The sequence below is a fragment of the Caulobacter vibrioides OR37 genome (genome assembly GCF_000372645.1).
Classification (GTDB): Bacteria; Pseudomonadota; Alphaproteobacteria; order Caulobacterales; family Caulobacteraceae; genus Caulobacter; species Caulobacter vibrioides_E.
The window spans coordinates 40,412-53,154 of record NZ_APMP01000010.1; the positions used below are offsets into that span (position 1 = coordinate 40,412).

The following is a 12,743-nucleotide window of genomic DNA, read 5'->3' on the forward strand; positions in this document are numbered from 1 at the left end:
ACGCTTACGCGAAGGCCTCGTTGAGGAAGGTCTCGAGCTCTTTCAGGTGGCGGCTCATCAGGCCGGCGGCCGTCGAGGCCGAGGCCGGACGACCGACGTAGCGCCCGCGCTTGGCCTTGATGTCCAGCTTGTCCAGCGTCAGCTCCAGCCACGGATCGACGAAGGTCCAGCCGCCCATGTTCTTCGGCTCTTCCTGGCACCAGACCAGGTCGGCGTTCTTGAACCGGTTGAGCACGTTCATCAGCGACTTCATCGGCCACGGATAGAACTGCTCCAGACGCAGCAGATAGACGTCGTCGCGGCCGGTCTTGGCGCGCTGGTCGACCAGGTCGAAATAGACCTTGCCCGAGCAGATGATGACGCGCTTGATCTGATCGTCGCTCTTCAGCGTGATCCCGCCGACGTCGCAGCCGGCCTCGGCGCCGTCCACCATCACGCGGTGGAAGCCCGATCCTTCCGTGAAGTCCGAGAGGTTCGAGACGGCGCGCTTGTGGCGCAGCAGGCTCTTGGGCGCCATCACGATCAGCGGCTTGCGGAACTCGCGGTGCATCTGGCGACGCAGGGCGTGGAAGTAGTTGGCCGGGGTGGTGCAGTTCAGCACCTGCATATTGTCCTCGGCGCACAGCTGCAGGAAGCGCTCGAGGCGCGCCGAGCTGTGTTCCGGACCCTGGCCTTCGTAGCCGTGCGGCAGCAGCATGACGAGGCCGCTCATCCGCAGCCACTTGCGTTCGCCCGAGCTGATGAACTGGTCGATCACCACCTGGGCGCCGTTCACGAAGTCGCCGAACTGGCCTTCCCACAGGGTCAGGGTGTTCGGGTCGGCCAGCGAGAAGCCGTACTCGAAGCCCAGCACCGCCTCTTCCGACAGCGCCGAGTCGATGACCTCGTAATTGGCCTGGCCCGGGCGGATATTGTTCAGCGGCGTGTAGTGTTCCTCGGTCTTCTGGTCGATGATGTCCGAGTGGCGCTGGGTGAAGGTGCCGCGCACCGAATCCTGGCCCGACAGGCGGACCGGATAGCCTTCGTCGAGCAGGGTGGCGAAGGCCAGGTGTTCGGCGGCGCCCCAGTCGATGCCCTCGCCCTTTTCGAACGCGTCGCGGCGGTTCTCGATCGCGCGGCGGACGGTCTTGTGGGCGTCGATGCGCTCGGGGATCGTCGTGATCAGACGGCCCAGCTCCAGCAGGCGGGTCTTGGGGAACGCGGTCTTGCCGCGACGGTCCTCGTCGCCCGGCAGGGTCAGGCCCGCCCACTTGCCGTCCAGCCAGTCGGCCTTGTTAGCCTTGTAGGTCTTGCCGGCCTCGAACTCGGCGTCGAGGAACTTCTCGAACTCCGAAACCCAGCCATCGCTCTCGGCCTGGGTGATGACGCCCTCGGCGACCAGGCGGTTCGAATAGAGTTCGCGCGTCGGGGGGTGACCCTTGATCTTCGCGTACATCAGCGGCGACGTCATGGTCGGATCGTCGCCTTCGTTGTGGCCGAAGCGACGGTAGCAGACCATGTCGACCACCACGTCCTTGCCGAACTTCTGGCGATACTCGGTGGCCACCTTCGAGGCGAACACCACTGCCTCGGGGTCGTCGCCGTTGACGTGGAAGATCGGGGCCTCGACCATCAGCGCCATGTCGCTGGGATAGGGCGAGCTGCGCGAATAGCGCGGGCTGGTGGTGAAGCCGATCTGGTTGTTGACGATGAAGTGGATGGTGCCGCCCGTGCGGTAGCCCTTCAGGCCCGACAGGGTGAAGCACTCGGCCACGACGCCCTGGCCGGCGAAGGCGGCGTCGCCGTGCAGCAGCAGCGGCAGCACGTGGCCGCGCCCCGCGTCCGGCGTTTCGCGCAGCAGGAAGGCCTGCTTGGCGCGCGCCTTGCCGATCACGACCGGATTGACGATTTCCAGGTGCGACGGGTTCGCCGTCAGCGACAGGTGGACCTTGTTGTCGTCGAACTCACGGTCCGACGAGGCGCCCATGTGATACTTCACGTCGCCCGAGCCCTCGACGTCGGACGGCACCGACGAACCGCCTTGGAACTCGTGGAAGATCACGTGGTAGGGCTTGCCCATCACGGCGGCCAGCACGTTCAGGCGGCCGCGGTGCGGCATCCCCAGGACGATGTCCTTCACGCCCAGGGCGCCGCCGCGCTTGATGATCTGCTCCATGGCCGGGACCATGGCCTCGCCGCCGTCCAGGCCGAAGCGCTTGGTGCCGGGGAAGCGCTTGTGCAGGAACTTCTCGAAGCCCTCGGCCTCGATCAGCTTCTTCAGGATGGCGACCTTGCCCTCCTTGGAGAAGGTGATTTCCTTGTCGCGGCCCTCGATCCGCTCCTGCAGCCAGGCCTTCTCGGCCGGGTCGGAGATGTGCATGTACTGCACACCGACATTGCCGCAGTAGGTGCGGCGCAGGATCGACAGGATCTCGCGGATCGTGGAGGTCTCTAGACCCAGCACGAAGTCGAGGAAGATCGGGCGGTCATAGTCGGCTTCCGAGAAGCCGTAGCTGGCCGGGTCCAGCTCGCTGGCGTCCTTGGGCGGATCCAGGCCCAGCGGATCGAGATTGGCGGCCAGGTGCCCGCGCATCCGATAGGCGCGGATCATCATGATGGCGCGCAGGCTGTCCAGCGTGGCGGCGCGGACGGCCTCGGCGTTGGCGCCGGGAGCCTTGGTCTCGATGGCCTTGGCGACCTTGGCCTCGACGGCGGGGGCGACGCTGGCCCATTGACCGTCCAGGGCCGACAGCCAATCCGGACGCGCGGTCGGGACCTTGCGGGGCGTCCAGGCGGGATCCTGGGCGGCGCGCTTAACCTGGTCGGCCTGCTCGGCGAGACTGGAGAAGAAGGCGTTCCACGAGGGCTCGACCGACCCGGGGTTCTCCGCCCACTGGGCGTAGAGGTCTTCCACGAACGCGGCGTTGGCGCCGTAGAGGAAGCTGGTCTCGGTCAAGACCTGGTTGATAATGCCTGCGTCGTCCGCCATCGCTGTTCGCCTCAAAGCCTGATCGTTTCGGACCCATCCGAAAAGGATAACAGGCTCGTTCTTTTTGAGGAGAGTGTGGCGGTCGCCGAAACCGGCTTCCACGTTCGACCGCCACGCTCTCGATCCAAAGGTTCACGAGCCCATACCCAAGGCTCGTAAATATAGTCTCTCAATCACCCGAGCGCCCGTCGATCGGCGGGGCCCAGGTGATTTTTTCGGATCGTCGACTGGCGGTCGCAAAAAACCTGGGCCCCGCGCGAGGCGGGGTTTCGGTGTCTAGTTTAGCCCTTGAGGACTTCCAGCAGGGTTTCGCCCAGCTTGGCCGGCGACGGCGAGACGCGGATGCCCGCGCTCTCCATGGCCGCGATCTTGTCCTCGGCGCCGCCCTTGCCGCCCGAGACGATGGCGCCGGCGTGGCCCATGTGGCGGCCGGGAGGCGCCGTGCGGCCGGCGATGAAGCCGACCATCGGCTTCTTGCGGCCGCGCTTGGCTTCGTCCTTCAGGAACTGAGCCGCGTCCTCTTCGGCCGAGCCGCCGATCTCGCCGATCATGACGATCGACTTGGTGGCTTCGTCGGCCAGGAACATTTCCAGGACGTCGATGAACTCGGTGCCCTTGACCGGGTCGCCGCCGATGCCGACGGCCGTCGTCTGGCCCAGGCCCGCGTTGGTGGTCTGGAACACGGCTTCATAGGTCAGGGTGCCCGAGCGCGACACGACGCCGACCGAGCCTTCCGAGAAGATCGAGCCCGGCATGATGCCGATCTTGCACTGGTTCGGCGTCAGGACGCCGGGGCAGTTCGGGCCGATCAGGCGCGACTTGGAGCCTTGCAGGGCCTTCTTGACCTTGACCATGTCCAGCACCGGGATGCCCTCGGTGATGCAGACGATCAGCGGGATCTCGGCCTCGATGGCCTCCAGGATCGAGTCGGCCGCGAAGGGCGGCGGGACGTAGATCACCGAGGCGTCGGCGCCGGTGCGGTCCTTGGCTTCGGCGACGGTGTCGAACACCGGCAGGCCGATGTGCGTCTGGCCGCCCTTGCCCGGCGTGACGCCGCCGACCATCTGGGTGCCGTAGGCGATGGCCTGCTCGGTGTGGAACGTGCCTTGAGCGCCGGTGATGCCCTGGCAGATGACCTTGGTGTGGGAACCGATCAGAACCGACATTTAGCGGGCGCCCTTCACAGCGGCGACGATCTTCTCGGCGCCGTCAGACAGATCGTTGGCGGCGATGACGTTCAGGCCGCTTTCCGAGATGATTTTCTTGCCGAGTTCGACGTTGGTGCCTTCCAGACGGACGACCAGCGGAACCTTCAGACCGACTTCCTTCACGGCGGCGATGACGCCTTCCGCGATGATGTCGCAGCGCATGATGCCGCCGAAGATGTTGACCAGGATGCCCTTCACGGCCGGATCGGCGGTGATGATCTTGAAGGCCGCGGTGACCTTCTCCTTCGAAGCGCCGCCGCCGACATCGAGGAAGTTGGCCGGCTCGGCGCCGTACAGCTTGATGATGTCCATGGTGGCCATGGCCAGGCCGGCGCCGTTGACCATGCAGCCGATTTCGCCGTCCAGGGCGATGTAGGCCAGGTCGTACTTGCTGGCTTCGATTTCCTTGGGGTCTTCCTCGGTCTCGTCGCGCAGCGCCTTGATGTCCGGATGACGGAACAGGCTGTTGCCGTCGAACGACAGCTTGGCGTCGAGGACGCGCAGGTGATCATCCGCCGTCACGATCAGCGGGTTGATCTCCAGCATGGCCATGTCCTTGGCCATGAACGCCGTATAGAGCTGGGTCAGCAGCGAGGCGGCTTCCTTGGCCAGACCGCCGGTCAGGCCGAGAGCCTTGGCCAGGGCGCGCTGGTGGGTCGGCCACACGCCCGTCGCCGGGTCGATGGTGAAGGTGTGGATCTTCTCGGGCGTCGAGTGGGCGACGTCCTCGATGTCCATGCCGCCTTCGGTCGAGGCGACGACCGAGACCTTGCTCGAGGCGCGGTCGACCAGCAGCGACAGGTAGAATTCCTTGGCGATCGCCGCGCCTTCTTCGATGTAGAGGCGGTTGACCTGCTTGCCCTTGGGGCCCGTCTGGTGGGTCACCAGCACGCGGCCGAGCATTTCCTCGGCGTTGGCGCGGACCTCTTCGACCGACTTGACGACGCGGACGCCGCCCTTGGCGTCGGGGCCGAGGCCCTCGAACTTGCCCTTGCCGCGACCACCGGCGTGTATCTGGCTCTTCACGACGAAGACCGGCGTGCCGAGCTTCTCGGCGGCGGCGGCGGCTTCATCGGGCGTGAAGGCGGCGAAGCCGCGCGGCACGGGGGCGCCGAACTCGGCGAGTACGGCTTTGGCTTGATGTTCGTGGATGTTCATGAGGGCCCGGTCTCGACGACGGCTTTCTGAAATGTGGCCGGGTTATAGGAGCGCTATTTCGCAGGCGCAACCGCGTGAAGACGATAAGGTGAAGGCTTGCGCGCTTATCTTGTCCAACGAGACACCCAGACCCAGCATCTGCACGGTTCCGGCACGTGAAGCCTTTGACGCCACGGAATTGTTACCGGTAACCCTTTTGAGCCACCGGACAGCGATCGGCCCGTGGCGGAAATCACGCCTACCGTCGAGGCTCGGCGCGCCGCCAGAGCCCTTCCCCTTGATGGGGAAGGGTTGGGATGGGGTGACGCTGAATTTCCGCCGCGACACGCTCGGCCACGGCGTAAGGGTTGCCGAACGCTTCTCCATCGCGAACGCGTAAGACCCGATAGCCTTGGCTCACAAGCCAAGCATCGCGCTCGGCATCGTGACGCCGAGCCTCGGGATGGTCGTGCCAACCGCTATCGACTTCGATAACCAAACGTGCGCCGTGATGCACAAAGTCGGCGACGTAGGGTCCGATCGGCGCTTGGCGACGGATATGAAGATCGAGTGCGCGAAGGGCCTTCCAGAGAACCTTCTCGCTGACGGTCATCGCATTGCGAAGACGGCGAGCGCGCTTGACGGCGCCCGGTGCGTGCCTAGGTCTTGGGGCTCTTTCGGACATGCTGTCACCCCATCCCCAACCCTTCCCCATCAAAGGGGAAGGGAGACAATAAAGCAACCTTTAGTTGATATTAAATTGCCCCGTGCTTGGCGCATCAAGCGGCTCACGGCCCGGCTGGCGCGGGCGGTTTCGAGCCCGGCCGGGCGACGGCGTACATTTCCCAGGCGATCTGGCGCATCAGCGCCTGGCGGTCGTCGCCGACGGCATAGAGGTCGAAGTGGGTCTTGTCCGCCAGGTAGCGGAAGTCGGTCTTGGCCCCGAGCCCCTTCATGACGGCCTCCAGGCGATGGGCCGCGCCGTCCAGATAGAAGGTGTCGGCGGTTCCGACGATCAGATGCACCTTGCCGTCCAGATCCGGCTTCAGCGCCGGCCAGTTGGCCTTGAGCCTGGCCGCGATGTCGTAGTGCTGGCTCCAGTAGGCCACGACGGCGGGATCGACCGCGCCGGTCGCCCGGTCGAACATCGGCAGCGGCCGGCCGTCGGGTCCGCGCGGCGAGAACACCCAGTCGAACGAGCGCATCTGGCCGCCATACTCGCCCAGGGCCTCCTCCATGGCGGTGGAGTCGCGCATCGTCGCCAGGACCTTGGCGTGGTCGCGGGCGATCGGCAGGGCCGAACCGTCGCGGCCAAAATAGAGATTGGCCCCCGGCGCGTAGAGGTCGACGCCCGTGAAGTCGTGGAAGTCGCTGGGGTCGGGCGAGGTCGACCAGGTTCCGCCGAACACCTTTGGATAGCGGGTCTGCAGCCACAGCGTCGCCCAGCCGCCCGACGAGTGGCCGTTCAGGAACCGTCCATTGACCGTGGCGTCCATGCGCCAATGCTTTTCGAGGTCGGGGATCAGCTCTTGCGTCAGGGCCTGGCCCCAGGGGCCGTTGTTGACGCTGTCGGCGAACTCGTGCGTGCCGGTGGCGCTGCTCTCGTCCAGATAGACCCAGATCATCGGCGGGGCCGTCTTCTTGGCCATCGCCTCGTACATGCGCGCGGCCTGGCCGACGAGGTAGGGCGCCGTCCCGCCAAAGCCATGCGTGTAATAGGCCGTCGGATAGCGATCCTGGCCGGACTCGTAGCCCGGCGGGGTCAGGACCCAGCCCTTCATGGTGATCGGCCGTCCCCAGAAGGCGCTGAGCGACGGGCTGACGAAGTCGATCGCCGTCAGATGGGGCCTGGCCGCCGCGACGCGTTCCGCCGTCCCCTTGGGCGCGTCGGCCGGCGGATTGAAGGGATCGAAAGCCGGCTCGACCTTGTCCAGCACCAGCGTCGTTCCCGCCGCCAGGGGCAGGGTCAGGGTCGCGACGGAGCTGATCAGGTCGCCCTCGCCCCGGCCGTTGTAGTTGTAACTGTGGTTCTGATCGAGCACGGCCTGGATCGCGTACTCGCCCGGCGGCAGTCGCGAGAAGGCTTGCGGCGCGGCGATCCCGTCCAGGTCGATGTCGATGGTCGCGCCGGCCCGGACCGTTCCGACCTCGCGCGCCGAGACGTGGCCCTTGTGCTCCGCGAACGGATCGACGTCGACGGACTCGATGACGCCGCCCTTGGCGTCGGCCTTCGCCGTGGCCAGCGGCTGGGCGAAAACCAGCAGGCGCCCCGACACGGCGCCCTCGATCCGGGGCCCGACCTGAACCCTCAGGATCGGATGGGCGTCCTCGGCCCGAGCGGCGCCGCCGCCCAGCGCCAAGCCGCAAGCCGCCAGCAGCGCCGTCGCCGCGATCATTCCTCGCATATTCGCCCTCCCCCGAAATCAGAGGCAGGCTATCGCACGCCGGTCCGGAGGCAAGCCCCGGCGGAACGCGGTTATCCGCCGGCCTTCACCGAGACAGAGCCGCGACGCTCCAGCTTGCCCCAGCCGACCCGGCCGCCCCGGATGGCCATGACCACCGACTTGACGACCACGTAGTACATCAGCTGGCGATAGCCGAACCGCTGCACGGGCAGGAACGGCAGGTCCGACCACGGCGCGCGCTTTTCCAGGATCATGCCCAGAGCGCCGGCCGACAGGTCGACGCCGATGAACACCGCCCAGTAGATCAGGCCCAGGATCAGGTCGTCCGGACGCCACTCCACCGGGTGGGCGACGGCGGCGTAGACGCTGCTGATCAGACTCCAGACCACGCCCAGATCGACCAGCGGCGCGGCAACGGCGAGGATGATCTGGAACAGCCAGATCTGCGGCAGGGCCACGAAGCCCAGGACCGGCGTCTTGGTGTTGAACATCGCCTTGCGGTGCTTCCACACGCACTGCAGCGTGCCGAACGACCAGCGGAAGCGTTGCTTCAGAAGGCCGCCGACCGTGTCCGGCGCCTCGGTATAGGCGCGGGCGTCGGGGTCGAAGGCCACCTTCCAGCCGGCGCGCTGGCAGGCGATGGTCAGATCCTGGTCCTCGGCCAGGGTGTCGGCCGGATAGCCGCCCAGGGCGTCGAGCACGCTCTTGCGCCACGCGCCCACGGCGCCCGGCACCACGGTGACCGCGCCGAGCGCCGCCAGCGCCCGACGCTCCAGGTTCTGGGCGGTGACATATTCCAGCGCCTGCCAGCGGGTGACGACATTGACCCGATTGCCGACGATGGCGTTGCCGGCCACCGCGCCGATGTCCTCGTCCTGGAACCAGCGGGCCAGGCGGCCGATGGTTTCCGGGGGGAACAGGGTGTCGGCGTCCAGGGCCACGACGTACTCGCCCTTGGCCACGGCCAGGCCGCGGTTCACGGCCCGCGCCTTGCCGCCGTTCTCGAACGACAGCAGCGTCACGCGCGGATCGTTGGCGAAGTGGGCGCGCACCTCGTCGGCCGTGCGGTCCTTGGAGCCGTCGTCCAGAACCAGCACCTCGAGGTTCTTCCACTTCGACTCCAGGATCCGCGCCACCGAGGCGGCGATCACCTTCTCCTCGTTGAAGCAGGGGATCAGCACGCTGACCAACGGACCGTTGTCCGGGTCGAGATCGGCGGGCTCGTCGTGGGTCCAGAAGCGGTGGACCAGGGCCAGGCTGGCCAGGAACACCAGCCGCGCGACGCCCAGGAAGATCGCGGTGATGAACAGCCCCGTCATGATCTTCTGGAACCCGCGGAAGAAGTCGAAGCCGAGGCGGTCCAGCGCCAGGTCGAGCGCGGTGCGCGAGGTCTTCGGCATGGTCTGCTCGGGCGTCAGGCCCGCCAGCTCGCCGATCGTCACCAGGCGGTAGCCGCGCGCGCGGATGGCGTCGATCAGGCCGGGCAGCGCCTGGACCGTATGGCTGCGATCGCCGCCCGCGTCGTGCAGCAGCACGACCTGGCCGGGCCGGTTTCCGGGATTGTCCAGCCGGTCCAGCGCGCGGTCGATGATCTGCTGGGGCGAGGGCTTTTGCCAGTCGTCGGTATCGATCCGCAGGCCGACGGTCATGTAGCCCAGGGTCTGGGCGATCACCAGCGGCGCCACCTCGTGCGGGGTCGACGGCTCGGCGTCCCCGAAGAACGGCGGGCGGAACAGACGCATCGAGCGCCCGGTCAGCACCTCGAACAGGCGCTGGGTGGCGTTCAGCTCGACCTGGACCTGCGGCAGGGGCGTTTCGGCGATGTTGGGGTGGGTCCAGCTGTGGCCGCCGACATTGTGGCCCTCGGCCACCTCGCGCTGCACGAGGTCGGGGCGCCTTTGCATGTTCTGGCCGATCACGAAGAACGTGGCCGGGGCGTGCTTGGCCTTCAGGATGTCGAGGATCTTGGGCGTCCAGCGGCCGTCGGGGCCGTCGTCGAAGGTCAGGGCGACCAGGCCCTTCTTCTGGCCATAGCGCTCGATCACGTAGCTGGACGGAATGACGTCGTAGCTCTCGCCCGAGATCAGGCCGGTCTGGTGATCGAACTCCATGCTGCGCTTGCCCGGGGTGGGCAGCGAGGCCACGCGCAGCACCTCGCCGCCGCCGTCGAAGTCGACGCCCTGGCCGTTGGCCAGGGTGGTGAGACCGCTCGCCGAGATCTGGCCATAGGGCTTGCCCAGCAGGGTCCAGACGCCGGGATCTTCCATGCCCATGCGCCACAGGCCATAGCCGCGCGGCTTCCAGGCGTCGGTGACCTTGATCTGGTTGAACAGGGTGACCGCGTCCAAGAACCAGACGACGTGGTTGTCGCCATTGTCGTCGGTATAGCTGTAGGTCGGATTCAGGGTCTCCGGATCCATGCGGATCGTGGCGCCGGCGTCCTGGGCGTTGCGCATCGCCTCGTGGAAGGTGGCGGGCGCGCCGGACGCGCGCGTGCCGTCCTTCTTCAGCGTCCAGTCATAGCCATAGGCGCCCAGGGCCAGGACCGAGCGGTTCGGATCCAGCGAGGCGAAGCGCTGGGCCAGCTCGCGCTCGTACCAGTCCTGACCGGCGTTCGGGCCGGGGTCGCCCAGCGCGTAGTGCTGGTCGTAGGCCATCAGCACCAGGGTGTCGGACGCCTGCTCCAGACGCTTCAGCGGCCAGCCCTCCTCGTCGAAGGGCGCGGTCACCCAGACCTCGCGGTCGGTGCCGGCGAAGGCGGCGCGGGCCTCCTCGAGGAACTTCGGATAGGCGGCCAGGCCCTTGGGCCCCAGGGCTTCGAAGTCGAAGACATAACCGCCGTAGCCGCGCTGGGCGGCCAAGTCCTTGAGGGTGGCGATCAGCTTGGCCCGGGCGGCCGGATTGACCAGCAGGGCGTCGCCCATCGGCCCGTTGAACGCGGCGTTGGCCGAGTTGTGGACCAGCGGCAGCACGGCCGGCGGCTTGGGCGCGTTGGCGATGCGCGCCGCGCCTTCCGGGTCGTCGACGATATTGATGTCGCCGCCCGAACCGTTGATGGCGATCCACTGGGGCGAGATCACGTCCAGCTTGTCGACGTTGCGGCGCAGCGACTCGCGGCTATCCTCGTCCCAGGGCACGTAAAAGCCGACCGACAGCGCCTTGGCGCCGGTGGCCGTGGTCTCGTCCTTGGGCCGCGGCACGTGGCGCCAGGTCTTGGCGACCTTGGTCTTTCGCGGCGTCTCCTGGTGCAGCGACGTCAGGACATGAGGGTCCTTCAGCGGCGCGTCGGGCAGGCGCGGAGCGAAGGCCAGGGTGGCGACGAAGCCGGCCACGATCGCGGCGACGGCCGAGATGAAGACGCCCAGCACCAGCTTGGCGCGCCGCTCACGCTTGCCCGTGGGGTCGTGGAAGATATGGCGGTCGTCGGGAGTCATGGTCGGGAGTCGCTCGGCCTGGAGCCTTTCCGCTTCAAATGGACTCATTCGAAGCGGATGAACAGGCTCGGAATCATAAGGTTGGAGCGTGACGCCCGCCGAAACCGCGCACACTTTCGGCGATCACGCTCCAGTTCGCGGCTCTTGATACCCGAAATTGACGGAAGCGTGGCGCATTCTATCGGACCGCGTCGCGCGGATCGTCCGTCCGCGCCCCTACTCGACCCAGTCGCGCGCCAGACGCCGCGAGGCCAGCAGGAACAACAGGGCCGCCAGCAGATAGAAGCCCATGCCGGTATAGATCGCCCAGCGCAGCGATTCCGCCCCGAAGGTCGGCTTGAGCAGATCCGAGACCAGGCCGAAATAATAGACGCCGACGGCGATCCCCAGGAGGTTGTTGATCAGCAGGAACAGCGCCGAGGCCGTGGTCCGCATCGGGGCGGGAGCCAGGTGCTGGACGGCCGCGGTGATGGGCCCCAGCCAGGTCAGGTTCAGGCCCGTGGGGATCAGGAAGATCACGAAGGCCACGGCGAGCGCGGCCTGCCCGCCCAGCCCCCCGACCAGGGCGCCGCTGTTCATGGCGAGCAGGAAGCAGGGCACGGAGATCACGAAGGCCACGGCGGGTGTCAGGGGATAGGCGCCCTTGGACTTGGCCCCCAGCCTGTCGGCCATGGCGCCGCCCAGCCAGATGCCTAGCAAGCCGCCGATGAAGGCGATGCCCGAATAGTACCAGGCGGTCTGCGCCAGGGTCAGGCCCAGGCTCCGGATGAAGAACGATGGCAGCCAGGCCGCCACGCCATAGCCGCAGACGGACGAGGAGGCCGCGCCCAGGGCCAGCAGCCAGAAGCTGGGCTTGGCGGCCAGCAGTCGGACCACCTCGCCCAGGGGGGCGGCGGGCGCCGGCGGCGCGACGGGCGCGCCGGCCTCACGGTCGGCCCCGCCGCGCGGCGGATCGCGCATGACCAGGCGAAACAGCGGCGCCAGCAGCACCCCCAGCGCCCCGACCACGACGAAGGCCGAGCGCCAGCCGTAACGCACCGCCAGCAGACCGCCCACCAGCGTCCCGGCCGCCGTGCCCAGCGGGATGCCGAACGCGTAGGCGGCCAGGGCCCGGGCGCGCTGCTGCTTGGGGAAATAGTCCGCGATCAGAGAATAGGCCGGCGCCACGCCGCCCGCCTCGCCGATGCCCACGCCCATCCGGGCCAGGAACAGCTGGCCAAAGCCGCCGACGAAGCCGCACAGGGCGGTGAAACCGCTCCACAGGGTCAGGGCGGCGGTCATGATCCAGACCCGACTGAAGCGGTCGGCCAGCCAGGCGATCGGAATGGCCAGGGTCGTGTAGAGCAGCGCGAAGGCCAGGCCGCCCATCAGGCCGAATTGGCCGTCGGTGAGGTGGAACTCGTCCTTGATCGGCTTGGCCAGGATGCCGAGGATCTGCCGGTCCAGGAAGTTGAAGGTGTAGGCCAGGATCAGCATCGCCAGGACGACATAGCGATAGCCTGACGGCTTCGCCGCCCCCGGGCCAGCCGCCGCCGCGTTGTGCTGTTCGCTCATCCGTCGCCCCTCACGCCGCCGTCACATAAAAATGGGC

At 67.4% G+C, this 12,743-nt stretch carries 7 protein-coding genes; all 7 read right to left on the minus strand.

Annotated features, from left to right (window positions below; genetic code table 11):
* Positions 1-4: 4 nt before the first annotated feature.
* Positions 5-2,968 carry a 2-oxoglutarate dehydrogenase E1 component gene (locus OR37_RS10135; protein WP_004619221.1) on the minus strand — a complete coding sequence of 988 codons (2,964 nt, stop codon included), beginning with the start codon at positions 2,966-2,968 and terminating at the stop codon, positions 5-7.
* Positions 2,969-3,249: 281 nt separating this feature from the next.
* Positions 3,250-4,134, minus strand: a complete 885-nt coding sequence (gene sucD / locus OR37_RS10140) for a succinate--CoA ligase subunit alpha (protein ID WP_004619223.1) — start codon at positions 4,132-4,134, stop codon at positions 3,250-3,252.
* Positions 4,135-5,334: an ADP-forming succinate--CoA ligase subunit beta gene (sucC, locus tag OR37_RS10145; protein WP_004619225.1), complete on the minus strand. Its 1,200-nt coding sequence runs from the start codon at positions 5,332-5,334 to the stop codon at positions 4,135-4,137.
* A gap of 238 nt (positions 5,335-5,572) precedes the next feature.
* A complete protein-coding gene (locus tag OR37_RS21035; protein ID WP_419144092.1) occupies positions 5,573-6,028 on the minus strand; it encodes an endonuclease domain-containing protein in 456 nt (151 codons plus the stop codon).
* Positions 6,029-6,101: 73 nt separating this feature from the next.
* A complete protein-coding gene (locus OR37_RS10155; RefSeq protein WP_004619227.1) occupies positions 6,102-7,718 on the minus strand; it encodes an alpha/beta hydrolase in 1,617 nt (538 codons plus the stop codon).
* Positions 7,719-7,789: 71 nt separating this feature from the next.
* Positions 7,790-11,152: a glycosyltransferase gene (locus tag OR37_RS10160; RefSeq protein ID WP_004619229.1), complete on the minus strand. Its 3,363-nt coding sequence runs from the start codon at positions 11,150-11,152 to the stop codon at positions 7,790-7,792.
* Positions 11,153-11,368: 216 nt separating this feature from the next.
* A complete protein-coding gene (locus OR37_RS10165) occupies positions 11,369-12,706 on the minus strand; it encodes a spinster family MFS transporter (protein ID WP_004619230.1) in 1,338 nt (445 codons plus the stop codon).
* Positions 12,707-12,743 lie beyond the last annotated feature (37 nt).

Bases quoted from the DNA above. Each gene is read 5' to 3' on its own strand.
- OR37_RS10155 (WP_004619227.1), bottom strand. From the start codon at position 7,718: ATGCGAGGAATGATCGCGGCGACGGCGCTGCTGGCGGCTTGCGGCTTG.
- OR37_RS21035 (WP_419144092.1), bottom strand. From the start codon at position 6,028: ATGGGGAAGGGTTGGGGATGGGGTGACAGCATGTCCGAAAGAGCCCCA.
- OR37_RS10135 (WP_004619221.1), bottom strand. From the start codon at position 2,968: ATGGCGGACGACGCAGGCATTATCAACCAGGTCTTGACCGAGACCAGC.
- sucC (WP_004619225.1), bottom strand. From the start codon at position 5,334: ATGAACATCCACGAACATCAAGCCAAAGCCGTACTCGCCGAGTTCGGC.
- OR37_RS10165 (WP_004619230.1), bottom strand. From the start codon at position 12,706: ATGAGCGAACAGCACAACGCGGCGGCGGCTGGCCCGGGGGCGGCGAAG.
- OR37_RS10160 (WP_004619229.1), bottom strand. From the start codon at position 11,152: ATGACTCCCGACGACCGCCATATCTTCCACGACCCCACGGGCAAGCGT.
- sucD (WP_004619223.1), bottom strand. From the start codon at position 4,134: ATGTCGGTTCTGATCGGTTCCCACACCAAGGTCATCTGCCAGGGCATC.